The organism is Amycolatopsis sp. 2-15, assembly GCF_030285625.1.
Lineage (GTDB): Bacteria > Actinomycetota > Actinomycetes > Mycobacteriales > Pseudonocardiaceae > Amycolatopsis > Amycolatopsis carbonis.
The window spans coordinates 2315048-2340179 of the sequence record NZ_CP127294.1; the positions used below are offsets into that span (position 1 = coordinate 2315048).

The 25132-nt window shown below is 71.2% G+C and carries 21 protein-coding genes, 1 tRNA gene, 1 pseudogene and 1 riboswitch; of the genes and pseudogenes, 18 read left to right on the top strand and 5 right to left on the bottom strand.

The annotated features are described in order from the left end of the window. Nucleotides 1-5: 5 nt before the first annotated feature. The 4 genes and pseudogenes from QRX50_RS11275 to QRX50_RS11290 form a co-directional block, all read left to right on the top strand. A pseudogene (locus tag QRX50_RS11275) lies at nt 6-641 on the top strand (ESX secretion-associated protein EspG); the annotation flags it as partial. 1381 nt (nt 642-2022) lie between these two features. Beyond that, on the top strand, nt 2023-2637 hold the full coding sequence (locus tag QRX50_RS11280; protein ID WP_285971897.1) for a hypothetical protein: 615 nt from the start codon (nt 2023-2025) through the stop codon (nt 2635-2637). A 140-nt stretch (nt 2638-2777) separates the two neighbouring features. Then, complete coding sequence (locus QRX50_RS11285) at nt 2778-4943, top strand: bifunctional MFS transporter/dTMP kinase (protein WP_285971898.1); 2166 nt, start codon at nt 2778-2780, stop codon at nt 4941-4943. Next, nucleotides 4940-6139, top strand: a complete 1200-nt coding sequence (locus QRX50_RS11290; RefSeq protein ID WP_285971899.1) for a DNA polymerase III subunit delta' — start codon at nt 4940-4942, stop codon at nt 6137-6139. Before QRX50_RS11285 ends, QRX50_RS11290 begins: the two co-directional genes overlap by 4 nt. 63 nt (nt 6140-6202) lie before the next feature. Here the strand turns inward: QRX50_RS11290 and QRX50_RS11295 are convergent, their stop codons facing one another. Then, a complete protein-coding gene (locus tag QRX50_RS11295) occupies nt 6203-7882 on the bottom strand; it encodes a hypothetical protein (RefSeq protein ID WP_285971900.1) in 1680 nt (559 codons plus the stop codon). A gap of 135 nt (nt 7883-8017) precedes the next feature. Between QRX50_RS11295 and QRX50_RS11300 the strand changes: the two genes are divergently transcribed. The 5 genes from QRX50_RS11300 to QRX50_RS11320 all read left to right on the top strand — a co-directional run bounded on the left by QRX50_RS11300 (nt 8018) and on the right by QRX50_RS11320 (nt 12621). Beyond that, nucleotides 8018-8094: transfer RNA gene (locus QRX50_RS11300), tRNA-Thr, on the top strand. A gap of 201 nt (nt 8095-8295) precedes the next feature. Next, entirely contained in the window at nt 8296-8679 is a 384-nt protein-coding gene (locus QRX50_RS11305; protein ID WP_285971901.1) for a hypothetical protein, read from the top strand. Nucleotides 8680-8804: 125 nt separating this feature from the next. Then, nucleotides 8805-9779: an alpha/beta hydrolase gene (locus QRX50_RS11310; RefSeq protein ID WP_285971902.1), complete on the top strand. Its 975-nt coding sequence runs from the start codon at nt 8805-8807 to the stop codon at nt 9777-9779. An 86-nt stretch (nt 9780-9865) separates the two neighbouring features. After that, nucleotides 9866-12118 carry a LuxR C-terminal-related transcriptional regulator gene (locus tag QRX50_RS11315; RefSeq protein ID WP_285971903.1) on the top strand — a complete coding sequence of 751 codons (2253 nt, stop codon included), beginning with the start codon at nt 9866-9868 and terminating at the stop codon, nt 12116-12118. Between the two features lie 74 nt (nt 12119-12192). Then, the gene (locus tag QRX50_RS11320) at nt 12193-12621 is read left to right on the top strand and encodes a hypothetical protein (protein ID WP_285971904.1); all 429 of its coding nucleotides are present in this window, start codon (nt 12193-12195) and stop codon (nt 12619-12621) included. A gap of 74 nt (nt 12622-12695) precedes the next feature. Here the strand turns inward: QRX50_RS11320 and QRX50_RS11325 are convergent, their stop codons facing one another. Further along, on the bottom strand, nt 12696-13154 hold the full coding sequence (locus QRX50_RS11325; RefSeq protein ID WP_285971905.1) for a GreA/GreB family elongation factor: 459 nt from the start codon (nt 13152-13154) through the stop codon (nt 12696-12698). Between the two features lie 122 nt (nt 13155-13276). Here QRX50_RS11325 and QRX50_RS11330 point away from each other — a divergent pair, with 122 nt between their 5' ends. The 5 genes from QRX50_RS11330 (at nt 13277) to QRX50_RS11350 (ending at nt 18586) form a co-directional block, all read left to right on the top strand. Next, entirely contained in the window at nt 13277-13864 is a 588-nt protein-coding gene (locus QRX50_RS11330; RefSeq protein ID WP_285971906.1) for a TetR/AcrR family transcriptional regulator, read from the top strand. Nucleotides 13865-13883: 19 nt separating this feature from the next. Next, nucleotides 13884-14402: a gamma carbonic anhydrase family protein gene (locus tag QRX50_RS11335; RefSeq protein ID WP_285971907.1), complete on the top strand. Its 519-nt coding sequence runs from the start codon at nt 13884-13886 to the stop codon at nt 14400-14402. Between the two features lie 16 nt (nt 14403-14418). Then, a riboswitch (ZMP/ZTP riboswitch) is annotated at nt 14419-14504 on the top strand. A 21-nt stretch (nt 14505-14525) separates the two neighbouring features. After that, nucleotides 14526-15797: a serine hydroxymethyltransferase gene (gene glyA, locus QRX50_RS11340; protein WP_285971908.1), complete on the top strand. Its 1272-nt coding sequence runs from the start codon at nt 14526-14528 to the stop codon at nt 15795-15797. 695 nt (nt 15798-16492) lie between these two features. Then, complete coding sequence (locus tag QRX50_RS11345) at nt 16493-16939, top strand: ParB N-terminal domain-containing protein (protein ID WP_285971909.1); 447 nt, start codon at nt 16493-16495, stop codon at nt 16937-16939. Between the two features lie 12 nt (nt 16940-16951). Further along, entirely contained in the window at nt 16952-18586 is a 1635-nt protein-coding gene (locus tag QRX50_RS11350) for an MDR family MFS transporter (protein WP_285971910.1), read from the top strand. A gap of 80 nt (nt 18587-18666) precedes the next feature. On the opposite strand, the gene QRX50_RS11355 is transcribed toward QRX50_RS11350, so the two are convergent. From QRX50_RS11355 to QRX50_RS11365, 3 genes are all read right to left on the bottom strand, one after another. Further along, on the bottom strand, nt 18667-19182 hold the full coding sequence (locus QRX50_RS11355; RefSeq protein ID WP_285971911.1) for an inorganic diphosphatase: 516 nt from the start codon (nt 19180-19182) through the stop codon (nt 18667-18669). A gap of 324 nt (nt 19183-19506) precedes the next feature. Beyond that, a complete protein-coding gene (locus QRX50_RS11360) occupies nt 19507-20058 on the bottom strand; it encodes a hypothetical protein (RefSeq protein ID WP_285971912.1) in 552 nt (183 codons plus the stop codon). 15 nt (nt 20059-20073) lie between these two features. Then, on the bottom strand, nt 20074-20682 hold the full coding sequence (locus QRX50_RS11365) for a hypothetical protein (RefSeq protein WP_285971913.1): 609 nt from the start codon (nt 20680-20682) through the stop codon (nt 20074-20076). 183 nt (nt 20683-20865) lie between these two features. Here QRX50_RS11365 and dacB point away from each other — a divergent pair, with 183 nt between their 5' ends. From dacB to hpt, 4 genes are all read left to right on the top strand, one after another. Next, nucleotides 20866-22407: a D-alanyl-D-alanine carboxypeptidase/D-alanyl-D-alanine endopeptidase gene (gene dacB / locus QRX50_RS11370; RefSeq protein ID WP_285971914.1), complete on the top strand. Its 1542-nt coding sequence runs from the start codon at nt 20866-20868 to the stop codon at nt 22405-22407. 91 nt (nt 22408-22498) lie between these two features. Next, a complete protein-coding gene (locus QRX50_RS11375) occupies nt 22499-23515 on the top strand; it encodes a zinc-dependent metalloprotease (protein WP_285974422.1) in 1017 nt (338 codons plus the stop codon). Next, nucleotides 23512-24495: a tRNA lysidine(34) synthetase TilS gene (gene tilS / locus QRX50_RS11380; RefSeq protein ID WP_285971915.1), complete on the top strand. Its 984-nt coding sequence runs from the start codon at nt 23512-23514 to the stop codon at nt 24493-24495. The genes QRX50_RS11375 and tilS overlap by 4 nt, the downstream gene beginning before the upstream one ends. Nucleotides 24496-24497: 2 nt before the next feature. Beyond that, the gene (hpt, locus tag QRX50_RS11385) at nt 24498-25049 is read left to right on the top strand and encodes a hypoxanthine phosphoribosyltransferase (RefSeq protein WP_285974423.1); all 552 of its coding nucleotides are present in this window, start codon (nt 24498-24500) and stop codon (nt 25047-25049) included. Nucleotides 25050-25132 lie beyond the last annotated feature (83 nt).

Here is a 25132-nt window from a genome sequence, read left to right on the forward strand (position 1 = left end):
TCGGGCCCACGCTGATGCCGTCGTTGATCGATGAGGTCGAGCAGTACACGCGGTTCGTCGCGGGCATGTCGGAGCTCGGCCTGGTGCCCGAGGGCCAGGTGACGCCGGAGGCCGTCGGGCTCTACCGCGTGTTGCGGGGCGGCTTCATCCGCGGCGTGGTGACCGGCGTCTTCCCGGCGCGCCCGGAGCCGTGGGAGGTGCGCTTCTTCGGCGACGAGGACTACACCACCGTGATGAGCAAGCTGGGCCGCCGCGCGCGGCTGCGTTCCGGCCTGCTCAGCGCCCTGCCGGGCTGGGTGTTCGACGGGCTGCCGGACCGTCCGCCGGGGCCGGGGCCGGCCGTCCGCATCGAGACCGACCGCAGCGGCCTCGTCCCGCGCGCCGCGTGGGGCTCGCTCGACGTCATCCGCGCCGCGGTCGCCCGCCCGCGCCTCGGCACGGTGCTCGTCGACCTGGCCGTCCGCGACGCCGTCCTCGCCGAATACCCGCACGGCGCCTTCGGCCTCGTCGACAACGACCAGGGCCGCTACCAGTTCCGCGCCGCCCCCCGCCCCGACGGCGGCTGGATCATGACCTGGCAACCCGCCACCCGTAGCACGGCGGAAGCCTGGATCGTCGAGGCGGTCCGCAACCATGCCTAACCGACACGGCGGCTCACCTGGGCATTCGGAGACCGGGAACGGAGGTGAAGGGGACCGGCGTTGAGGGCGCCCAGCGGCTGAGCCACTGGAGCCAAGTCCGCGCCGCACCGGTGCTTGGCTCGCGGCGCCGCAGTCGGCTCGCCGGCGCTGCCCGGCGGTGCCGACCCGCTGGGGACCGGCGTACCGGCGCGGCATCCACCTGAGCGGGCGCCGCGGACCGTGGCGGAGCGGGGTCCGCCGAGTGGGTGAGCCTGGCCTGATCGCCGATCGAGTGTGCGGCGCCGACTGTCGTCGCGGCTGAGATGGCTTGCCGGGTGGGTGAGTTCGGCCCTGCCGCGGGTCGACCCGGCGCTGCGGACTGCGGCGGGTGCGGGGTTCGGCGGGCGGGTGAGCTCTATCGCCGGCCGAGCGGGAGGCGTCGGCTGCCGTCGCGGGTCAAATGGCTTGCCGGGTGGTGACTCGCCGGGTGGTGAGCGCAGTCCCGCGGCCGGTCGACCTGGCATCGCGACTGTGGCGGAGCGGGTTCGCCGAGTGGGTGAGCCTGGCCTGATCCCAGGTCTAGTTTGCGGCGCCGCCCGTCGTCGCGGCTTGAGATGGCTCGCCGGGTCAATCAGTTCGGCCCCAGCGGCCGGTCGACCCGGCGCTGCGGACTGCGGCGGGCGGGTGAGCTCTATCGCCGGCCGAGCGGGAGGTGTCGGTTGCCGTCGCGGGTCAATGGCTTGGCGGGCGGGTGAGCGCAGCCCACGATCGGCCGACCCGCCATCGCGGACTGCGATGGAGCGGGGTTCGCCGGCGGGTGAGCCTGGCCTGATCCCAGGTCGAGTGGGCGGCGCCGCCTGTCGTCGCGGCTGAGATGGCTCGCCGGGGTGGGTGAGTTCGGCCCTGTCGCGGGTTGACCCGGCATCGCGACCGGCGCGGTACGCGGTTCGTAGGCGGGCGAGCCTGGCCCGATCCCCGGTCGAGCAGGCGGTGCCGACTGTCGGCGTGGCTCAGATGGCGTGCCGGGAGAGGTGAGCTCGGCGCCGTCGCGGGTCGACCCGGCATCGCGGACCGTCGCGGTGCAGGGTTCGCTGAGTGGGTGAGCCCGGCCTGATCGCCGGTCGAGTGGGCGGCGCCGACTGCCGTCGCGCCTGAAATGTCTCGTCCACACCGCCGGCCGCCGGCCACGATCGATTACGAAGAGTGCCCGATCTCGTGACCGGTATCACCCGTGGACGTCGCTTTCGGCGGTCGACCGGGGTGGCCGTGGCCTGCAAACTGCTGCGGGACCGTCCGGTCGGCGGCGGGCTCGCGAGCGTTTCTGCGGCCATTGGGCGGATGCGGGAGCCGGTAGTGTCGCCGACACTGGAAGGCGAGGACATTCCGTAGTGAGGTGGTCACCATGAGCACGAGCGGTGGGGCTCCTTTCTTCAATGCCCCCCAGGGCACGCAAAGCGCCCGCAGCGCGCCGCAGCCGGAGCGCGACGGGACGCTGGACGGCAGCGTCGGCGGGGAGCGGTTCGCCGATCCGCTCGCCGGGCTGGTCACGGCGGCCGAGGCGGCGCCCGCGGACGACGCGCGGCCGTTGCCGACCGCGCGGCCTGTGCAGCACGACCCCGAGGCCGTGAAGCGGATGGTCGAAGCCGCGCTGCGGGAGGAGGCCGCCCGCACGCCGCAGCCGATCCAGCCGGCTGAGGAGAAGCCCGACGGCGTGCCGCTGGGGTTGCTGCCGCGGCAGCGGACGTGGCCCACGCGCGCGCCGCAGCTGCTCAAGCGGGTGCCGCGGCCGCGGCCGAAGGCGAAAGCCGAGGTCGCCGACGACGACATCGAGGCCGAACTAGCCGAACGGCAGGCGAAAAAGCGCAGTCTGCCGAACATCGGGATGCCGAACCTGGGCCGTCCGTCGACGAGCGCGGCGGGCGTGATCCTCGCGATCGTGCTGCTGATCGTGTTCGTCGTGATCGCGCTGTACATGGTGTCGAGCCTGGTCAGCAGTGTGACGGGCCTGTTCAGCTGACGTCGCTCCACCACCGCCACACCCGGGCCGGTGCGGTGTCCGGATCGGCGATCGGGCTACCCTGACGACACGGTCGGGGGATCCGAAACGGGGTTTCCCGACGTCGCCGTGACGAGTGGGGTGGGCGTATCAGCGAAGGCGTGCGGTCGGTACCCGGCGCCGGATCGGGTGGCTCGGCGAGTGCCGAGGCGTCCACGATCCACCGCGTCCGTCGGGTGCTGGCGATCAGACCATTCCGTCGGCTGTGGGGCGTCACGTACCTGTGCAGTGTCGCCGATTGGCTGAACCTGCTGGCTCTCACGAGCCTGAGCACGAAACTGCTCAGCAACTACACCGCGCAGAACTTCGCGTTCGTCGGTGTGGTGCTCACGAACCTGCTGCCCGGCCTGCTGTTCGCGCCGATCGGCGGCATCCTCGCCGACCGCTTCGACCGCCGCAAGGTGATGGTCGTCTGCGACTTCCTGCGCTGCGGCTTCCTGCTGTCGATCGCGATCGTCGGCGCGCCGTGGTGGCTGTTCGTCGCGAACTTCCTGGTCGGCTGTTGCTCGATCATGTGGATCCCGTCGAAGGACGCGGCGGTGCCCAACCTGCTGCGCCGCCCGGACCAGGTCGAGACGGCCAACCAGCTCGGCATGGTGATGACCTACGGCCTCGCCGTGATCACCGCCGCCGGCGCCAACGCCCTCATCCTGGGCGCGAACACCACGTTCCACCTGTTCCAAGGGGCGACGGCCGACCTCTACATCGCGAAGATCGTCGTCGTCATCAACGGCCTGCTCTACCTGACCAGCGGTATCCTCATCGCCACGCGGATTCCCGAGCTCTCGCTGCGCGACGTCCACAAGCTGCCCGACCAGAAGGTCAAAAAGGCCGACGAAGAGAAGTTCGGCTTCGGCGACATGGTGCGCGACGGCCTGCGCTTCGTGAAGAGCACGCCCTTGGTGCGCGGTCTGCTGATCGGCGCGTTCGGGGCGTTCGCCGCGGGCGGGGCGGTGGTGGCCTCGGCCAAGCCGTACTCGTCGTCGCTGCTCGCGGGCGATGCCGCGTTCAACCTGCTGGTGCTCGCCGTGTTCCTCGGCCTCGCCACCGGCATGGCCCTCGCGCCCAAGCTCGCGCGGCGGCTGCCGCACGACCGGCTGTTCGGTATCTCGATCGTCGTGGCCGGGCTGTCGCTGGTGATCATCGCGCTGTCGCCGCACCTCGCGATCTCGGTGATCGCCGTGGCGCTCACCGGCTTCTGCGCCGGCATCGCGTTCCTCACCGGCGTCACGATCATCGGCTCGCGCGTGGAAGACGCGATCCGCGGCCGGGTCAACGCGATCTACCAATCGATGCTGAAGATCGTGCTGTTCGGCTCGACGATCGTCACGCCGGCGTTGATCGGCCTGGTCCGCCCGCACCAGATCAACGTGTGGGGCAGCCCCGTCACCATCGACGGCACGCGCCCGGTGATGATCGGCGGCGGCGTGCTCGCGGTGCTGCTCGGCGTGATCGCCTACCGGCAGATGGACGACCGCCGAAGCGAGAAGATCCTCACCGACCTGCGCAACGCCCTGCGCCGCGCACCCCGGCGCGTCAACGGTTTCCTCATCGCGCTCGAAGGCACCACGGCCATCAACACGGCCAGCCAGGCCGCGCGGCTCTCGCGCTGGCTCGGCACCGGCACCCGGCCGGTGGTGCTGGCCGCCGACCCCGCGCTCGACGAGCTGCGGTTCCGTTCGCTGATCTCCGACGCGTCGCTCACGGGTGCGCGGGCCCAGGCGCTCGTCGCCGCGGCCGTGCGCGCGGAGCTGGTCGAACGCGAGATCCAGCCGGCGCTCGACGCCGGGTCCGTGGTGGTGATGGAGCGCTTTGTCGACTCGCCGCTCGCGCACCTGTGCACGGTCGCCGGCCTCGACGCCGGTGAGCTCGAGGGCCTGGCCGACTGGGCGACGGGCAAGCTGCGCCCCGACCTCACGGTGCTGCTCGACGCCGACCCGGGTCAGCGTGACCAGAACTCGTCGGTGTCGGTGAACGACCAGTGGCGCGTGCAGCACCTGCTCGCCGAGATGGCCGCGGCCGACCCCGACCGGTACGTGGTCGTCGACGCCGACGGCACCGACGACGAGGTCGCGGCACGCGTCCGCACGGCCGTGCTCGCGGTGTTCGTCGGCCGCCTGTCGGGGCTCGCGCCTTCGGAGCCGGCCGAACGTCCGGAGCTGGACCACAGCACCCACGCCGTGGCGACGGCCGACGTCGTCGAAGGTGCCGTCGCGGAGGCCGAGCTCGCGCCCGCGCAGGAAGTGTCCGAAGTGGACGCCAAGTGACCGGGCCGATCGGTGTCTGGGCCGAGCTCGTGGGTCAGGAGCCGGCGGTCGAAACGCTGTCGACGGCTTCGTCGGCGGCCGCGAAGATCGTGGCGGGCGAGCCGGTCCCGCCGGGCGCGATGACGCACGCGTGGCTGGTCACGGGCCCGCCGGGGTCCGGCCGTTCGGTCGCGGCGCGCACGTTCGCGGCCGCGTTGCAGTGCAGCACCGGCACGGGCTGCGGCGCGTGCCCCGGCTGCCGCACGACGATGGCGGGCACCCACGCCGACGTCCGGCTCGTGGTGCCAGAAGGCCTGTCGATCTCGGTCGCGGAGATGCGCGCGCTGGTGCAGGCCGCCGCGCGGCGCCCGACCACGGGCGAGTGGCAGGTCGTGATCATCGAGGACGCCGACCGGCTCACGGAAGGCGCGTCGAACGCGCTGCTCAAGGCCGTCGAGGAGCCGCCGGAGCGCACGGTGTTCCTGCTGTGCGCGCCGTCGGACCACCCGGATGACGTGTCGGTGACCATCCGCTCGCGCTGCCGCCTGGTGACCCTGAGGACGCCACCGCCCGAGGCCATCGCGCAGGTGCTGGTGGCGCGTGACGGCGTCGACCCCGAGCTCGCGCAGTGGGCCGCGTCCGTCTGCGGCGGCCACGTCGGCCGCGCGCGAAGGCTCGCCACGGACGACTCCGCGCGCCAGCGCCGCGCCACCGTGCTGCGGATCCCGACGGGCCTGCGCCGCCCCGCCGACGTCTTCACCAGCGCCGACCAGCTGATCAGCGCCGCGGAGGCCGACGCCGGCGAGGAAAGCAAGGCCCGCGACGAGAACGAACGCTCCGAACTCCGCACCGCCATGGGCGGCGACGGCATCGGCAAGGGCGTCGCCGGCGCCAAGCGCGCCGCCGAGGCCGCCGTGAAGCAGCTCGAAAAACGCCAGAAGTCCCGCGCCACCCGCACCCAGCGCGACACGCTCGACCTCGCGCTCGTCGATCTCGCCGGCTTCTACCGCGACGTCCTCGTCACCACCACCCACTCCGGCGCCACCCTCAACCACCCGGACCACGCCGACGACATCCGCGCCGCCGCCGCGGCCTGGACGCCGGAATCCACGCTGCGCCGCCTGGAAGCCGTCCTCGAATGCCGCGAGGCGATCGAGCTGAACGTCAAGCCGCGCATTGCCGTGGAGGCCATGGTGACCACGCTTCGCCAGGGCTGACCGCGCGCCAACGAGAACGGCCCGGCCACCGTGAAAGGTGACCGGGCCGTTTTCCGCGGCAACTCAATCCCGAGGATGCGGTGAAGGCTTGCGCGGAGCGTCGTCGGAGTGCAGTTTCACCGGTGCGGCAATGCGGCGCCGGTTCGGGAACGCCGCGACCATCACGACGCCCATCAGCAGCATCGCCGTACCCGCCCAGAAGAGCGGCACGGTGTCGTACGCGGTGCCCGTGTACGCGAGGTTCTTCACCGGCCCCTTGGGTGCTTGGCCGCCGGCCGCGGGCGGGGCCGTGGTGGCCGTGCCGCAGACGACGCCGCCGGTGGGGGCGTAGGCGCGGGCGACCTGTTCGCCCAGGGACAGCTGCGCCAGGGACGACGGGAGGTTGTCGCCGGCGCCGGCGGGGAGCAGGGTCTTCAGGTTCTTCGTCGGGAGGACCTGGAGGTCGAACAGCCGCGCCGAGGCGCCGAGCTGGTAGCCCTTATACGGCGTCGTCGCGGCGGAGCCCTTCTGGTCCAGACCGGCGATCGACAAGCGCAGGACGCCGAGGTCGAGGACGGTGCCCGCGGTGTCGCCGACCTGCTGGATGCCCTTCGTCAGCGTGGACACCAGCCCGCCGACCACGGGGATCGAGTTGAGCTGGCCGAACTTGTCGCTCAGGCCCGCGAGCGGCAGGCCGATCGGGATGTCCTTGGTCGGGTGCGCCGCGTCGAGCGTGTACAGCGTCTTGCCACCGGCCTCGATGGTCAGCACGGGCGCGGTGTAGTCGACCTTCGAGGTCTTCTCGTCGCCGGTCGAGGTGACGGTGAGCGTCGGCTGGCCGGCGACCTTGATCGACAGCTCCAGCGGCGTGCCCTTGAGGATGTCGATGTTGGCAGCCTGCAGCGTCGAGCTCGACTGCACCGCCTTGTTCTTCGACCCCGGGATGTCCACGAGCTTCACCTGCGAACGCGACGACAGCGTGTTCGGCAGGCTCAGCAGCGAACCGGTGCCGTTGGCCGCGGTCTGGCCGCCGCCGGACAACAGGCCACCGAGGCTCTGCAGGCCCTTGGCCGGGTCGAAGCCCTGCGCCAGCTGCGTGCCCTGCGGCAGGTTCAGACCACCCTGGCCCAGCAGCGGGATCTGCGGCAGCGACGGGATCACGTTCAGCAGCGAAAGGCTCGCCACCGACGTGCTCGCGTCGGCGATCGTGTCCACGCACGGGCCCAGCGAGTCACTCCAGCGGGCGTGCGCGGTGCCGTTCAGCACGCCGATGTTGAGCAGCGGGTTCGACGGTGCGTTGAGCCCGCCGGACAGCGGCTGCGGATTGTCCGGCAGCGCGGTCTGCACCACGCTGCCCGGCGTCTGCGGCGCCTGCCCGCCTACGGCCACCCCGAACGGCGACGCCTGCGCGATCGACTTCTCGTACGCCAGGTACGCCTCGGAGTTCGCCGACGCGCTCGACAGGCCCATCCCGGCCTCCAGCGCCGACTGCTTCGGCAGCGTCTGCCCGAAGCCGGGCAGGATCGTCGACGTCGGCACGGAGTTGGGCAGCAGGCGCAGCACGCCCAGGGCCGTGCCCGCGTCGCCCACCGCGTGGCCGAGCGGCTGCGGCCCGGTCGGCGCCGACATCGGGGGCTGCGTGGGGTTCGCCGGCTCCGGAATCGGCGTCGTCGGGATCTCCTGCGCACTCGCCGGCGCGGCGATGAGCAGCAGCAACGCAGCTGCCGCGGGCAGGGCCACCGCGCGGGGCAGTCTTCGCCGCATGTGCCGAGTCCTCCAGGTAGGCCGATCGGGGAGTGAGACCGAGGTCATAGGACCCTAACGACGCGGCCCCCGCAAGGTGACGCCAACGGCCTCCGCTACACTTGTTCCCGTCGGACGGCGCCAGCCATCTGACATGCCGCCTTAGCTCAGTCGGCCAGAGCGATTCACTCGTAATGAATAGGTCAGGGGTTCGATTCCCCTAGGCGGCTCCAGTATTTGACCAGGGACTTTCCGGAATTCGGAGGGTCCCTGGTTTCGTGCCGGGTCCGGCGGCGCATCCGCAGCGTCGGCAAGATCGTGGAAACCACCCATCCGGGTCACGCTGCGCAGTCGCCAGGAGAAGTTGATCAAGCTCGGTAAGCTCGCCGCGGATCGCTCGAGCGGTTCCCAGTGAACGAACCCGAAGGACCGACATGGCGATCAGGCGGGCTACGGCCACGGTGCTGTCCCTCATCCGCATCTTCAACGGCGCCCTCGGGTTGGTGGCGCCGGAGAAGATGGCGAAGCAGCTCGGCAGTGCGATGGAGGACGACAAGACGTTCGTCTACCCGGCGCGGATGTTCGGTATCCGCACCCTCGTCCTCGGCTTCGACCTGCTGCTGGTGCGCGGCGGGCCGCGGCGCGCCGCGTTGCTCAAGCAGGCCGTGCTGATCCACGGCGTCGACACGCTGGCCGCCTTCTACGCCGGGCAACGCGGAGAGATCTCGCCGACGGCGGCGAAGCTGACCACGACGATCTCGGCGGTCAACACCGCGCTGGCGATCACGTCTTACGTCGTGGAGCCGAAGGAGAAGTAGCCGCCACCCGATCGTCGGGGTCGAAGTCCGTGTTTTGCCGGATGCCCGCCGACGGTCGAGGCCGCGAGACTCGTGACGTCCCAGGCTCCGGAGCCGCGCAGAACGCAGACGTCAGGAGGACCGACATGACCACCGACGTGCCCGACGCGGGCACCGACCCGCGCATCGAGCGACGCGTCCGCGAGTTCCTCGCGGAGCTCAACAAGAACCCCGACCCGTTCTGGCTGCTGCCGGGCGAGCAGGTGCGGGCCACGCTCAGTGGCCTGCAGGCGACCGTCGACGTCGACCTGAGCGGGGTCGACACCGAGGAACGCGACGTCGAGGTCGACGGCGTGCGCACGAAGCTCTACGTGCAGCGGCCGGCCGGATCGCAGGAGACGCTGCCCGTGGTGCTCTTCCTGCACGGCGGCGTCTGGATTGCGGGCGACTTCGACAACCACCGCCGCCTCACGCGCGACCTCGTGCTCGCGACGGGGTACGCCGTGGTGTTCGTGGAGTACACGCCGATCCCGGACGCCGTCTTCCCGACACAGCTCGAAGAGTGCTTCGCCGCGCTGAAGTGGGTTGCGCGCGAAGGTGCTTCGCAGCGTCTGGACGCGTCACGGCTCGCGGTCGCGGGCAACAGCGTCGGCGGCAACCTCAGTGCTGCGCTCACGATGTATACGCGTGACCACGACGGGCCGCCCATCAAGGCCCAGCTGCTGATGTACCCGGCCACCGACGCGCGGGTGGACACCGAGTCCTACAGCGAGTTCAACGACGGGCGCTTCCTGCCGCGCGCGTTCATGAAGTTCGGCTGGGACGTCTACGCGCCCGACGAGGCCACGCGCGCCAACCCGTACGCCTCGCCGTTGCGGGCCACCGTGGACCAGCTGCGCGGCTTGCCGCCGGCGATCGTCCACACCTCGTCCAACGACGTGCTGCGCGACGAAGGTGTCGCGTACGCGCACAAGCTCGACGAGGCCGGCGTCGACGTGATCTCGGTGCAGTACGTGGGCCAGATCCACGACATGGCCCTGCTGAACCCGATCCACGACGTGCCGAGCACCCGGGCCGAGTTCCGCCACGCGGCCGCGGACCTGAAGCACCTGCTGTCCTGAACCGCACACCAGCCGCCCCTCCGGCGATACTCGGAGGGGCGGCGCGCGCGTTAGCCTTGCCCTCGGCCGGTCCCCGGACGAGGGAAGTGACCGAGGTGGGCGCACTGCCGGTGGAGGTGACGAGCTTCGTCGGCCGCCGCGAAGAGCTGCGGGCGACGCGGAAGCTGCTCGCCGCGGCCCGGCTCGTCACGCTCACGGGCACTGGCGGCGTCGGCAAGACGCGGCTCGCGCTGCGGGCCGCCACCGAGGTGCGCAGCTCCTTCGCCGACGGCGTGTGGCTCGTCGAGCTGGCCGCGTTGCGCGATCCGGCGCTGCTCGCGCAGACGATCGGCGCGGCGCTCCGCCTCGGCGACACCGGCGGCGATCCGTCCGCCCGGCTCGTCGAGTTCCTGTGCGACAAGAAGCTGCTGCTCGTGCTCGACAACTGCGAACACCTGGGCCAGGCGCTCGCCGAGCTGGTGCACGAGCTGCTGGTGGTGGTGCCGGGCCTGCGCGTGCTCACCACGAGCCGGCACGTGCTCGGCCTCGACGGCGAACACGTGTTTCCCGTGCCGCCGCTGGCCGTGCCGCCGGTGCGCGACCTCGCGGGCGCGCAGGCGCTCGACGTCGTGAAGCTCTTCGCCGATCGCGCGGCCGCCGTGTCGGCCGGCTTCACCGTCCACAGTGGAAACTGGCCGCGGGTGGTGCAGATCTGCCACCGGTTGGAAGGGATCCCGCTCGCCGTGGAGCTGGCCGCGGGCTGGCTGCGGGTGCTGAGCGTCGAGGAGCTCCTGGCCCGGCTCGACGACTTTTTCGCCCTGCTCAGGCGCGGCAGCGCCGTCGTGCCCGCGCGGCACCGGACGCTCGCCGGCACCGTCGAGTGGAGCCACGAGCTGTGCAGCTCAGGCCAGCGGCTGCTGTGGGCGCGGCTCGGGGTGTTCGCGGGCGGCTTCGACGTCACGGCGGTGGAGCGCGTGTGCGCCGGCGACGGGATCGAACGCGACGACGTGCTCGACCTGCTGGCCGGGCTGGTCGGCAGCTCCGTGGTGCAGGCCGAACGGCCGGCCGGCACCACGCGCTTCCGCCTGCTCGAGCCCCTCCGGCAGTACGCGCAGGCGAAGCTGCGGGAGCTCGGCGTGTGCGAGGAGCTGCGCGACCGCCACCGCGACCACTACCTGGGCCTGGCCGAACAGGCCGCGCGCGACTGGGGTCACGGCCCCGATCAGGCGCTCATGGCCGCGCGGGTGCGCGCGGAGCTGCCGAACCTGCGCGCCGCGCTGGAGCACAGCCTCGCCGGGGCGCCGGCCGTCGGCCTGCGGCTGGGGGTGGCGCTGGAGTTTCTCTGGCTGTTCTGCGGCCACGTCGCGGAGGGCGCGCACTGGCTGGAGCGCGCGCTGGCGCTGAACCCAGAGCCGGGCAAGGACCGGGCTCGGGCGTTGTGGATCGTGGCGTCGTCGCTGGCCTTCCGGGGCGGAGGTGAACAGGCGGTCGCGCTGGGGCGGGAGGCCGAGGCGTGGGCCCTGGAGCACGACGACGCCGACGAGCTGGCCCACGCGCGCCTGGTGCTCGGCGGGTGCGCGTTCCTGGGCGGGGACGTCGACCGAGCCGCCGCGCTGTTCCGCCAAGCCGAGACGGACGCCGACGGCGAGGTGCTGCTGCAGATCCTCCTGGCCGCCGCGCACACGGCCGTTTGGCACGACGACGGAGAGGAGGCGCTCGCCGTCGCGTCGCGGGGGCTCGCGTTGTGTGGCGAGCAATTCTCCCGCAGCGGCCTGCTCGGGATCCGAGGTCTGGCGCACTGGCGGCTGGGCTCGTTCGCGGCCGCCGCCGAGGACCTCACTGCGGCGCTGCGCTCGGCCCGGCCGTTCGGCGACGTGTTGGGCGCCGCGAAAGCCGTCGAGTTCCTCGCGTGGACGAGTGCGGCGCTGGGGCAGCCGGACCGCGCGGCCGAGCTGCTGGGCACGGCTTCCGCGGTCTGGCCGCTGGTCGGCGGGCGGCCACTGTTCGGGTTCGGCCGGATGATCGACGCGCACGAGGCTTGCGCGGCCGACGTGGCTTCGGCGTCGGGCGCGCGGTTCCGGCCGGCCTACGAGCGGGGCGCGGCCGCCGTGGCCGATCTCGACTCGGCGATCGCGTTCGCGCTGGGCGGTGGGACACCCGACGAGCGGCCGGCCGAACTCAGCCGCCGCGAGTACGAGGTGGCGCGGCTGGTCGCCGACGGGCTGTCCAACAAGGACATCGCCGAACGCCTGGTCATCAGCCGCCGCACGGCCGAGTCGCACGTGGTCCACATCCTCGACAAGCTGGGCTTCCGCTCGCGTTCGCAGATCGCGACGTGGATCACGCGCCGGGCCCGCTGAGTCGGCCATCCGGCCCGCGGCTTCGGGCCGGAAAGCCGATGCTGCCGCGAGTGCGCCCGGATTGACTCGGTGGCATGAACGAAATCGGGAAAACCGCGATCTGGTTCGCGGCGATCGCGGCGGCACTGGCGACCGTCACCGCGTGTGCGCCGGACGGGCCGGAGCACGTCAAGAACGTCGCCTACGACACGGGCGCCCTCGGCAAGGCCGACTCCGACGCGCGCCTGCCGTCGTGGATCCCCGACGACGCGACGGCCGTCACGGAGGTCATCCGCACCACCGGGTCCGAACGGATCCTGCGCTACACGCCGGGCGCCTCGGGCCTGCCAGCGGCGTGCGCCAAGGGCTTCGCGTCGGCGACCCCCGCGACCTTGTCGGCCGACTGGTGGCCCGCCGGCCAGGAACGCCGCACCGACCGCGTCTGCGACACCGACTGGCACGTCGTCGCCGACCAGGGCCTGATCTACGCGTACAAACCGGAGACGCTCGACCAGCGTCGCTGAAAACGACTGCGAAAAGACGGATCGGGCTGCCGAGGCGCGGTGCCCGGCAGCCCGATCCGTGGAGTCCGAAGTGGTCAGTCCTTCGGCGGGGTCAGCTCGATCACCGTGGCGGTGGCTTCGCCGCGCGGGGTGCGGTAGGTGATCTTGTCGCCGGCCTTGGCGCCGACCAGGGCGAGGCCCAGAGGGCTGTCGGAGGTCAGGGAGTCGAGGTCTTCGCCCGGAATGGTGACGACGTTGAGCACTTCCTCGTCACCATCGGCGAAACGCAGCGAAACGCGCGTGCCGTCGGGGAGCAGATTGCTGTTGTAGGCGCCGTGTTCGAGCTTGGCGGCGACGTCGGAGATCTGGCGCTCCAGCCGCGCGGCGGCCTCGGCCCGGTCGATCACGTCGGCCTGGTCGGCCGCGTCCCCCGTGCGTTCCTGCTCGCCGGGCTGCGGTGCGAGCGCCGCCCGTTGCGCGCGCAGGTCGGCTATTTCCTTCTCCAGCTGGCGGCGCGCCGCCTCGCTGAGCCCCTTGTCCCCTGAGATCACCATGCCGGGCATTGTCCGCTGTGCGGACCGGGGTGGCCAATCCGCTTTTTCACCCGAGAGGGCGCGATGGGACGTCTGCCCTAGGATTCGGGGCTGTCGTCCTGAATAACGTAACGAGGATCACCGTGACCGCCGTACCCGGCCGCAGCGCGCAGCTGTCGCCCAACCAGCTGCAGAAGCAGGAGCAGATCGTCGAGGCCGCACGCGTCGTGCTCGCCAGAGACGGGCTCGCCGGGTGCACAGTACGCGCGATCGCCGACGCGGGCCCGCTCACGAAGAGCGCGATCCACTACTACTTCGCCGACATCGACGTGCTCATCGACCGCGCGATGGCCGCCCACATCACCACGTTCGCCACGGATCTGCGCGCTGTCGGGGAGAAGTTCGACGACCCGCGCGAGCGCCTGTTCGAGGTGACCAAGGCGTATCTGGCCGAGTTCGCGGAGCGGCCCAACGGCGCGTTCCTGTGGTTCGAGTACTGGATCGCCGCCGGGCGCGCGCAGCACCCGCAGGCGATCGACGCGATGCTGACGTCGATCACCGAGCTGTTCGCGGAGCTGCTGGCGCCGCTGGACGTCGACGATCCGCGGGCGCGCGCCCGGGCGTTGCTGAGCTACCTGCTCGGCGCGGTGGTGCAGCAGCGGGTGCGGCCGCGGCCGTTCGAGAGCCTGCGCGGCGACGTCGAGGCGCTCTGCTTCGCCGGCTATCGCTGACGCCGCTTAGGGTGCTGGCATGCCTCTGTTCTCCTTCGAGGGCGCCAGCCCGCAGGTCCACCCGGACGCCTGGATCGCCCCCACCGCCACCTTGATCGGCGATGTGACCGTCGAGAAGGACGCTTCGGTCTGGTACGGCGCCGTGATTCGCGCCGACTTCGGGCCGATCATCATCCGCGAGGGCGCGAACGTGCAGGACAACTCCGTGATCCACTCGGGCGGCACGCTGACCGACGTCGGCAAGAACGTCACCGTGGGACACCAGTGCCTGGTGCACGACTGCACCGTCGGCGAGCAGGCGCTGATCGGCAACGGGTCGACGGTGCTCGACCGGTCCGTGATCGGCGCACGGTCGCTGATCGCCGCGGGCTCGACCGTGACGCCCGGCACGGAGGTGCCCGAGGAAGTGATCGCGATGGGCAGCCCGGCCAAGAAGTTCGTGCCGCTCACCGACTCGGCGCGGATGTGGGTGGAGCACAACGCCGGGATCTACCAGGAGCTCGCGCGACGGCACCGGGAGGGCTCCAAGCCCGTCTGACGTGCACTAAACTTCGGCACGCAGCTGCGACTGGCGCCATCAGAGGTGGAGCACCACCGGGAAGCGACGACGAGGCCGGCACCGCGCGCCTGGGTGCCCGGCCGGTTTAGAGCCGGAGACGTGATGACACACCAGCCCGCCCTTTCCACGCTCGCCGCCGCCGACCCGCAGATCGCCGGGCTCGTCGAGGACGAAGCGAAGCGCCAGCACGACAAGATCCGCCTGATCGCGTCGGAGAACTACGTCTCGCGCGCGGTGCTCGAGGCCACCGGCACCGTGCTCACCAACAAGTACTCCGAGGGCTACGCCGGCAAGCGCTACTACGAGGGCCAGCAGTTCATCGACCCCATCGAGAACCTGGCGATCGAGCGCGCGAAGGCCGTGTTCGGCGTGGACCACGCCAACGTGCAGCCGTACTCCGGCTCCCCGGCGAACCTCGCCGTGTACCTGGCCTTCGCGCAGCCGGGCGACACCGTGCTCGGCATGGCCCTGCCCGACGGCGGCCACCTGACGCACGGCTGGTCCGTGTCCGCGACGGGCAAGTGGTTCAACCCGGTCCGCTACGGCGTGCGCAAGGAAACCGGCCGCGTCGACTTCGACCAGGTGCGCGACCTCGCGCTGCAACACCGCCCGAAGCTGATCTTCGCCGGTGGCACGGCCATCCCGCGCACCATCGACTTCCCGCGCTTCGCGGAGATCGCGCGCGAAGTGGACGCCGTGCTGGTGGCCGACATCGCCCACATCGCCGGCCTCATCGCGGGCGGCGCGCACCCGTCGCCGGTCGGCCACGCTCAGGTCATCACGACCACCACGCACAAAACCCTGCGCGGCCCGCGCGGCGCGATGATCCTTTCGGACGCTGAGCACGCCAAGGCCATCGACAAGGCCGTGTTCCCCGGCTTGCAGGGCGGCCCCCACAACCACACGACGGCGGCCATCGCCGTCGCGCTGGGGGAGGCCGCGCAGCCGTCGTTCGCCACCTACGCGCAGACGATCGTGGCGAACGCCAAGGCTCTGGCTTCGGCACTGCTCGACCGCGGCTACGACCTCGTCTCCGGCGGCACGGACAACCACCTGCTGCTGATCGACCTGACGAACAAGAACGTGGCCGGCAAGCCCGCCGCCCAGGCTCTGGACCGCGCCGGGATCGAACTGAACTACAACACGGTGCCGTTCGACCCGCGCAAGCCGTTCGACCCGTCGGGCATCCGGCTGGGCACCTCGGCGATCACCACGCGGGGCCTGCTGCCGGAGCACCAGGTGCAGGTCGCGGAGTGGATCGACCGGACGGTGGTCGCGGCGGCCGCTTCTTCTGCGGAAGCGGAGTTGGACCGGATCGCTGCTGAGATCCGGGAGTTCTTGGAGCCGTTCCCGATCCCGGGTTACGTCGCCTGAGGCTGGTTTCGCTGAGCGAAGGGTCCCCTCGTGCATGGTGGTTGGTGCGGGGGGACCTTTCGCGTCGTGGGGTTGGTGCGAAGGGGTGTTTCGTGCCGTTTCGGTGTTGCGAGGGGACCTTTCGCGCTGGAGGCGTGGCACGAGGGGACCTCTTGCGCCGAGCGTTCCGGTGTGGAGACGTTTGGGCTGCGGGCTTGGTGCAAGGGGACGCTTCTCGCGGGGAGTTTGGTGTGAGGGGGCCGGTCGTGCGGGGAGTTTGGTGTGAGGGGACGCTTCGCGGAGTAGTTGGCGTCGATGGGCGGGTCGTTCCGTGTCGACGGGCCGAGCGGGACCTTCGTGGTGCTGGCGGTTGTGTGATCGGTCCCTTCGCGCCGCCAACCTGGCGCGAGCGGTGCTTTCGGGCGGGTTGCCCTGCCTGAGCGGACCGGTCGCGTCGGTGTGTGAGAGGTCCGGTCGAGTCGGGCGGGTGGTCGCGGAGGTCCCGCTCGGGCCGAGGTGCCGGTGCGAGCGGCCCGTGGGCGCCGTGGTGGTTGTGCGGGGTGACCGGTCGCGCCGAGCGGGTGGTGTGAGGGGACCGTTCGCACCGTGTCGGCGCGGCGAGGGGACCGTTCGCGTGGCGAACGGGCCCGCCGGAGCCCGGGCGCGGAGCCGTCAGGACTGGGTCGCTCGGCGGCGGTCCGGGTGACGACGAGCCGATGCCACCTCTGCTCCTGCCGATCGTCCTGCCGACCGAGCTCGTCCTGCGGTATCGGGCCGTAGATCGGGAGCTGGTCGGGTCCGCGTTGGTCGACACGCCGCGCCATCTCGACGAGCTCGCCGAGGACATCGCGCGGCGCGGGGTGCTGACGCCGCTCACGCTGGGCTTCAACGAGGAGTTCGGGGTCCTCGACGGCAACCACCGCATCGCCGTGGCGGTGAGGCTGGGGCCGGCCGAGGTGCCCGTCGCGCTGGTGAAAGAGCCGCGAAGCCCCCGGCCGGGCCACGCGCAGCCCATGCGTGAAGCCGACTTCGCCCTGCTCAACGCGCACCTCTCCCGGCGACCAGCGTCACACCCCCACTTGCTTGTCTCATGCAAGCTTTTCAGGAACAGTTGCGCCCCGAAAGTAGTTGATGGATACAAGCAACTGCTCGACCAGACTTAAGGGAGTACCAAGATGACCGCCACCATCACCGCGGAAGGGGGCACCGGCAAGCTGTCGCACCGGCAGATCCTCACTGTGTTGCCCGGGCTGATGCTCGGCATGTTCCTGGCCGCGCTGGACCAGACCATCGTGTCGTCGGCGATGAAGACGATCGCGGACGAGCTGCACGGGCAGAGCCTGCAGGCGTGGGCCACCACGGCCTACCTGATCACCGCGACGCTCTCGACGCCGCTCTACGGCAAGCTGTCCGACCTGTTCGGGCGCAAACCCATGTACCTCACGGCGATCTCGCTGTTCCTCGCCGGCTCGCTGGCCAGCGGGTTCGCGAGCTCGATGTACGAGCTGGCCGCGTTCCGCGCGTTCCAGGGACTCGGCGCCGGTGGGCTGATGTCGCTCGCGCTGGCGATCATCACGGACATCACGGCGCCGCGGGAGCGGAGCAAGTACCAGGGCTACTTCATGGCCGTGTTCGGGATCTCGAGCGTGGCGGGACCGGTCGTCGGCGGGTTCTTCGCGGGGCTGGACTCCTTCGCGGGGCTCACGGGCTGGCGCTGGGTCTTCCTGGTCAACGTCCCCATCGCCCTGGCCGCGCTGGTCGTGGTGAGCAAGGTGCTGAACCTCCCGCACACCCGCGTGCAGCAGCGCGTGGACTTCCTCGGCACCGGCGCGCTGACGCTGGGCCTGGTGCCGCTGCTGATCGTCGCCGAGCAGGGACGTGAGTGGGGCTGGGGTTCGCCCGCGTCGCTGGGGATATACGCGATCGGGCTCGTCGGTGTGGTCCTGTTCATCCTGCAAGAACGCCGGGTGGGCGACGCGGCACTGCTGCCGCTGCGGTTGTTCCGCCGGCCGGTGTTCCGGGTGGCCACGCTGGTCACGGTGATCCAGGGCGCGGGGATGTTCGGCGCGATGATGTCGCTGCCGCTCTACCTGCAGATCGTGAAGGGCGCGACGCCGACGCAGGCGGGCCTGCAGATGCTCCCGCTCACCCTCGGGATCATGGTCGCGAGCCTCGGCTCCGGCGCGGTGATCTCGCGGACCGGCCGCTACAAGGTCTTCGCAGTGGCCGGCCTCGGACTGATGGCGGCGGCCCTGCTCGGGCTGTCGACGATCGGCGCGGCCACGCCTCTGGGCGTCGTGATGGCGATCGCGTTCGTGATCGGCCTGGGCCTGGGCGCCTCGATGCAGACGCTGCAGCTCGCGGCCACCAACGACGTCGCCCCGCAGGACATCGGTGTCGCGACCTCGTCGGCCACGTTCTTCCGCCAGATCGGCGGCACGGCGGGGACCGCGGTGTTCCTCTCGATCCTGTTCGGCACGGTCGGTGACCGGATCGCGGCGGCCGTGCGCTCGGCGATGGCGAGCCCGTCGTACGTCGCGGCGCTCGCCCAGCACCCGGAGTTCGCGCAGCAGATGGCGAACGGCGGCGTGGACGTGAACGACACCTCGTTCCTCGCCCACCTCGACCCGGTGCTGGCCCGCCCGATCCTCGACGGGTTCGCCGGCTCGATGAGCGCGGTGTTCCTGGTCGGCGGGATCGTGCTGACGGTCGGGTTCGCCCTGGTCTGGCTGCTCAAGGAGAAGCCGCTTTCGGACAAGTCGGCGATGGAGCAGCGCTCGGAGCAGGAAGCGCTCGCGCTGGCGCACTGAAATAGATCAACGAAAGGGCCGTTCACCCCAGCCGGGGTGAACGGCCCTTTCGCGCGTCCTCAGTGAGCCGTCGCTGGCTCTCAGTGAGCGGAGCCCTCGACCTCTTCCTTGGCCAGCCGGTCCTGCTCACGCTGGTACGACCGCGAAATCTCGGCCTCGGCCTCCGCGCGGCCCACCCACGACGAGCCCTCGACGCTCTTGCCCGGCTCGAGGTCCTTGTAGACCTCGAAGAAGTGCTGGATCTCGAGCTTGTGGAACTCGTTGAGGTGGTGGATGTCGCGCAGGTGCTCCAGGCGTGGGTCGTTGGTCGGGATGGCCAGCACCTTGTCGTCCGGACCCTTTTCGTCGGTCATGCGGAACATGCCGATGGCGCGGCAGCGGATCAGGCAGCCCGGGAACGTCGGCTCCTGCACCAGCACGAGCACGTCGAGCGGGTCGCCGTCCTGGCCGAGCGTGTCGTCGATGAAGCCGTAGTCCGCCGGGTACTGCGTCGCCGTGAACAAGGTCCGGTCCAGCTTGATGCGACCGGTCTTGTGGTCGACCTCGTACTTGTTGCGCTCCCCCTTGGGGATTTCGATCGTGACGTCGAACTCCACGGCCGTCCTCGCTGCTTCTCGAATCTCGGTATCCCACACGTCGTGGGCGGCAACCGTAATCACCTCATTGACGTCACTAGTGTGGACTACGCGCTGCCGCCGGGTCCCATGGATGTCGGCTAGGCAGCATGTGACCTTGGCCCCTTCCGGGCAGGTGAGAAGGAGTGGTGGGTGCCGGACAACGACCAGCCGATGTGGCCCGAGGGTGACGAGGACACGTCGTCGCGCGCCGGTGGGGCGACAGCGCGCTTCCCCATCCCCAAGCCCGGCCAGACCGTCACGGACCAGCTCGCCGTGCCGAACGTCACACCTCCCACGGGTTCTTCACCCGGCTCCGGCGAGCGTCCGCCGGGGTCGTGGTTCAAGCCGAACGTGCCGCCTGAACTGATCCCGGGGCTGAACACTCCGGTCGAGCCGCGTCCGGCGGGTGACCTTGGTGGGCAGGCGGGACAGCAGGGGCAGCCAGGCCAGGTGAGTCAGCAGGGACAGCCGGGTCAGGCGGGGCAGCAGAGTCAGCCGGGTCAGTCCGCGCAGATGCGGCAGCCGGGACAGCCGCGGCAGGACCTGGCCGATCGGTTGGGGCCGCGGCCGGGAGAGCAGCCGCGCGGCCAGCAGTCTCAGAAACAGCAAACGCCGGGGCAGCAAACACCGGGGCAGCAGTCGCAGGGCGAGCGCAGCCAGGCCCAGCAGGGCCAGGGTCTGTTCGGTCAGCAAGGTCCGGGCGGCCAGTCCCAGCCAGGCCGGCAGTCGCAGCAGGGACCGGGCCCGCAGCAGTCCGCGAACGCGCCGTGGGGCCAGCAACAGGGTCAACAGCAACAGCAAGGCACGTCCCAGCAGGGGCGGCAGCAGCAGGGCCAGCAGGGTCAGGGTCCCCAACAGCAAGGCTCGTGGTCACAAGGGCCGCAGCTGGACCGACCGGAAGGGCAAAGGCCGCAGGGGCAGAGCCAGCCGGGCCCACAGCAGGACTGTTCCGAAGGCCAGCGGCCGCAGGGGCAGAGCCAGCCGGGCCAGCAGGAGCAGCAAGGCCGGCTGGACCAGGAGCAGTCCGCGTCGGAGCGGTCGCAGCAGGCGCCGTCCGACCAGTCGACTCAGCAGTTGCGGGTGCCGCCGGCCGTGCCGTGGGTGCCGGTGGAGCGGCCCGCGCGGCCGAGTGATGGGGACCAGAACCGCGGTGATCAGAACCGTGGCGACCAAAACCGGAGCGATCAGAACCGGAGCGATCAGAACCGGAGCGATCAGAACCGGAGCGAAGAGCCGCGCCGGGTCGGGTCGATGTTCGAGGCTGCCGAGCCGGCGAAGGAAGAGACGAACGAAGGCGCCGGAACCGCCGGCAGGGAGAGCGGCACCGAGTACATCGACGTGTCCAAATGGGACGTCTTCCGCAACGAGCAGAAGCGCGAAGAACCCCAGCGCCAACCAGAACGCCAGCAACCAGAACGCCAAGAACCCCAGCGCCAGAACACCGAATCCCCGCGCGAAGAACGCTGGGACGTCTTCCACACCGCCCAGGGCGGCAACGAACCCGATGGCCCACGCGACGCACCCCAGTGGGACAGCCTCCAAAACCAAGGCCCCTGGTCCCAGAAAAACCAGACCAATCAAAACAACCCCGACAACCCCCGCGGCCTCCCCGAGCCGCCGCGTGGTGCGGTGCCCCCGGCGTCGGGGATGCAGGCCCGCCCCGTGCGTATCGAGCCGTCGGGTGAGCAGTTCCCGGCGGAGGCGACCGTCGGCATCGAGCGCCCCGCCGAAGGGTTCGCGGGTGGCTACGACGACCAGGACCCGCCCCGCGGTGAGCCGCAACGGGAAACCCCGGCAGAAGAGCCGAAAGTCAAGAAGGGCAAGAAGAAGTTCGTCGTCCTCGGACTTGTCGTGGTGCTGGTGCTCGCGGCGGCGGGGGTCGCCTCCGCGATGCCGCAGGTGTCCAACAATCTCGGCCTGCCGTGGGCGCCCAACGCGCCGAAGGGCGACAGCCCCGACCCTGCGTCCGTGACGCTCGCGTTGCACGGCCCGGAGACGTCGGGCCAGGGACCGTCGGCGAGCGGTGTTGCTTCCGCGCTGGCCGGGCCCGCCGGTGCGGCGGCGCTCTCGCAGCTCAGCGGCAGCGTGATCGACCCCGCGACCGGCTCCGTCCTGTGGGACCACAGCTCGGCCACTCCGCTGACCCCGGCGTCGACCACGAAGATCCTCACGGTGTCGGCCGCGCTGCTGTCGATGGACCCGACGAAGCGGATCGTCACCAAGGTCGTTCAGGGCTCGTCCCCCGGCACGGTGATCATCGTCGGCGGTGGCGACCCGTCGCTCACGGCGCTGCCCATCGGCACCGACTCGCCGCTCTACCCCGGCGCGGCCCACGTGGACGACCTCGTCGCGCAGATCAAGAAGGCCGACCCGAACGTCCAGAAGGTGCAGGTCGACGTCAGCGCGTACTCCGGCCCCACCACCGCCCCGGGCTGGGAGCCCGGTGACGCGCCTTCGACCTACGGCGCGCCGATCGTGCCCGCGATGGCCGACGGCGGCCGCCTCAACCCGTCGGTCGACGAGACGCCGCGCTCGGGCAACCCGGCGACCACGCTCACCCAGCTCGTCGCCGACAAGCTCGGCGCGCAGGCCGCCGGCACCGCGAAGGCGCCCGCCGACGCGAAGGTCGTCGCGCAGGTCCAGTCGGCGCCGTTGCCGGACCTGGCGTACGCGCTGCTGCAGATCTCCGACAACGTCCTCGCCGACGCCCTCGGTCGCCAGGTCGCCATCACCGCAGGCGCGGAGGCATCGTTCTCCGGCGCGGCCGCGTCCGTGAAAAAGGTGCTGGCCGACCACGGGTTCGACGTCACGGGCCTGCAGCTGTCCGACACGAGCGGCCTGTCCAACCAGAACAAGGTGCCAGCGCGGCTGCTCGCGCAGGTGCTGGCCGAGGCGGCGGCGCCGGACGGCAAGAACCCGGACACCCCGAAGCTGCGCCCGCTGCTCGCGGGCCTGCCCGTGGCCGGCAGCCCCGCCGGCACGCTCGCCACCCGTTACGCCACGCCGAACTCGGCCGCGGGCAAGGGCTGGGTCCGCGCGAAGACGGGCACGCTCACCGGCGTCAACACCCTCGCCGGCTACGTGCTCGACAGCGACAACCGCGTGCTCGCGTTCGCGTTCATGTCCAACGGCTCGGACAAGAACCCGGGCCAGGCCGCGCTCGACGTGCTGGCCACCACCCTGCGGAAGTGTGGCTGCAACTAGGCGAATCCGTTCCGGATTCAGTCGGGCAAAGTGCCCTCGTGCAGGTAGCGTCGGACAGGTGAGCCAGGAAACCGAGACCCGACGGCGGCCGATGGTCGACTGGGACCTCGCGGCGTCCACCGGAGCGCGGTTGGTGCGCGGTGGTCCGCAGGTGCCGAAGGAAGAGGCCGCGCGCGCGGTCACCGACCTGCGTGACCTCACGGCCGAGGCCGAGGGCCACGTGCGGGAGCTGACGGGCCTGGGCCAGGACCTGCCGCTGCTGCCGGGCACGGTCGTCGACCGGCCCGGCTGGGTGCGCTCCGCCGCGTCGGGCCTCGAAGCGCTCACGGGCCGCGCGCTGCCCGAAGCGCAAGGTGGCCCGCTCGGCCCGATCCTGGCGTCGGGCGCGGGCGTGCAGACGGGGCTGGTGCTGTCCTTCCTCGCCTCACGCGTGCTCGGCCAGTACGACCCCTTCGGCGGCCCCGAACGCGAAGGGCAGCTGCTGCTCGTCGCGCCCAACGTGGTCGCCGCGGAGCGCGCGATGAAGGTGCACGCGCCCGACTTCCGGCTGTGGGTCTGCCTGCACGAGTGCACGCACCGCCTGCAGTTCACCGCCGTGCGGTGGCTGCGCGACTACTTTGCCGACGAGGTCGAACGCCTCGTCACCGGCATTGCCGGCCACTCCGCCGACGGCCTGTCCGATCTCGTGGGTCGCCTGCCCGAGGCGCTGAAGCAGCGCGGCAAGGGCATCGGCATCGCGGAACTGCTGCAGTCGCCCTCGGAACGCGCGATCTTCGACCGGCTGCTGGCTCTCTCGACGCTGCTCGAAGGCCACGCCGACTACGTGATGGACGCCGTCGGGCCGCAGGTCGTGCCCAGCGTCGAGGTGATCCGCTCGCGCTTCAGCGCCCGTCGCCAGGGCGGCGGTGTCTTCGACCGCATGCTGCGCGCCCTGCTCGGCCTCGACGCGAAGATCCGCCAGTACGAAGAAGGCGCGAAGTTCACGAAGCACGTGGTGGACGCCGTCGGCATGGAGGGGTTCAACGCGGTCTGGCGCTCGCCGAACACGCTGCCGACCCGGGCCGAGATCAGCGATCCCGCGGCCTGGGTGCGGCGCCTGCACGGGTGAGCGCGCTCGCGGCGGTCCGCCGGGCCGTGCGGGAGTTCCTCACGACGCACGCGCCGCCGCCGGAGGTGTGCGTCGCCGTCTCGGGCGGGGCGGATTCCCTTGCCCTGGCGGAAGCCACGGCGTACGTCGCGCGCCACCGAAAGCTGCGTACGCGAGCCCTGATCGTCGATCACGGGCTTCAGGATGGCTCCGCCGAAGTCGCCGCGCGAGCCGCCGCGGCCGTGAAAGAGCTCGGCGTGGACGCGGCGGAGATCCTCACCGTCGACGTCACGGGCAAGGGCGGCCCCGAAGCCGCCGCGCGCACCGCGAGGTACCGCGCGCTGCGCGAAGCGTTGCCCGGCAGCGAAGGCGGCGAAGAGGGACTCGTGCTCCTCGGCCACACCCTCGACGACCAAGCCGAAACGGTGCTGCTGGGCCTCGGCCGCGGCTCCGGGCCGCGGTCGCTGGCCGGTATGCGCCCGCTCGACCCGCCATGGGGCCGTCCGCTGCTGGGCGTCACGCGCGAGCAGACCCGTGGTGCCTGCGCCGAGCTCGGCGTCGAGCCGTGGCAGGACCCGCACAACGCCGATCCGCGCTTCACCCGTGTCCGCCTGCGGGCGGAAGTGCTGCCGCTGCTGGAAGACGTGCTCGCCGGCGGCGTCGCGGCCGCGTTGGCCCGAACGGCCGCACAGCTGCGCGACGACACCGAGGCGTTGGACACAGTCGCGGACAGGATTCTCACCCGAGCGGGCGGGCCCGAAGGGCTGGACGTGACGGTGCTCGAAGGTGAGCCGGCGGCACTGCGCAGAAGGGTTCTTCGCAGGTGGCTGCTGGGCTCGGGCGTGCGCGAACTCACCGACGCGCACCTGCGCTCGGTCGACGCGCTCGTGGCGCGCTGGCGCGGGCAGGGCGGTGTCTGGCTGCCGGGCAACTTGGAGGCGCGCCGGTGCCGTGGCAGGCTCTCGCTGTCCGGACCCGAACCCACCACCCGAGGGGAATGACCGTGTACGAGGGCGAGATCGCCTCCGTGCTCATCACCGAGCAGCAGATCAAGGACAAGATCGCGGAGCTGGCGGCCAAGATCGCCGCGGACTACCCCGAAAACGGCCAGGGTGACCTCCTCCTGGTGGGCGTGCTGAAGGGTGCCGTGATGTTCATGACCGACTTCGCCCGCGCTCTGCCGGTGCCGACGCAGCTGGAGTTCATGGCCGTGTCGTCGTACGGCTCCTCGACCTCGTCGTCGGGTGTGGTGCGCATCCTCAAGGACCTCGACCGCGACATCGCGGGCCGCGACGTGCTGATCGTCGAGGACATCGTCGACTCCGGCCTCACGCTGTCGTGGCTGCTGAAGAACCTCGCGAGCCGCAACCCCGCGTCGCTCGAGGTCGTCTCGCTGTTGCGCAAGCCGGAGGCCGTGAAGGTCGACGTGCCGGTGAAGTACATCGGCTTCGACATCCCCAACGAGTTCGTGGTCGGATACGGCCTCGACTACGCCGAGCGCTACCGCGACCTGCCCTACATCGGCACACTGGATTCGCACGTCTACACGTCCTGAAGGCCGGCGGTGAACCTCGCGGGGCCTTCGAACGTGTCAAGGGTGGTAACGCGCAGGCGGTGTTGCGGCGATCACACACAGCG

Bases quoted from the DNA above. Each gene is read 5' to 3' on its own strand.
- QRX50_RS11305 (WP_285971901.1), top strand. From the start codon at position 8,296: ATGGCGATCAGGCGGGCTACGGCCACGGTGCTGTCCCTCATCCGCATC.
- QRX50_RS11325 (WP_285971905.1), bottom strand. From the start codon at position 13,154: ATGGTGATCTCAGGGGACAAGGGGCTCAGCGAGGCGGCGCGCCGCCAG.
- QRX50_RS11335 (WP_285971907.1), top strand. From the start codon at position 13,884: ATGCCTCTGTTCTCCTTCGAGGGCGCCAGCCCGCAGGTCCACCCGGAC.
- QRX50_RS11320 (WP_285971904.1), top strand. From the start codon at position 12,193: ATGAACGAAATCGGGAAAACCGCGATCTGGTTCGCGGCGATCGCGGCG.
- QRX50_RS11350 (WP_285971910.1), top strand. From the start codon at position 16,952: ATGACCGCCACCATCACCGCGGAAGGGGGCACCGGCAAGCTGTCGCAC.
- glyA (WP_285971908.1), top strand. From the start codon at position 14,526: ATGACACACCAGCCCGCCCTTTCCACGCTCGCCGCCGCCGACCCGCAG.
- QRX50_RS11310 (WP_285971902.1), top strand. From the start codon at position 8,805: ATGACCACCGACGTGCCCGACGCGGGCACCGACCCGCGCATCGAGCGA.
- QRX50_RS11375 (WP_285974422.1), top strand. From the start codon at position 22,499: ATGGTCGACTGGGACCTCGCGGCGTCCACCGGAGCGCGGTTGGTGCGC.
- QRX50_RS11280 (WP_285971897.1), top strand. From the start codon at position 2,023: ATGAGCACGAGCGGTGGGGCTCCTTTCTTCAATGCCCCCCAGGGCACG.
- QRX50_RS11345 (WP_285971909.1), top strand. From the start codon at position 16,493: ATGCCACCTCTGCTCCTGCCGATCGTCCTGCCGACCGAGCTCGTCCTG.
- QRX50_RS11295 (WP_285971900.1), bottom strand. From the start codon at position 7,882: ATGCGGCGAAGACTGCCCCGCGCGGTGGCCCTGCCCGCGGCAGCTGCG.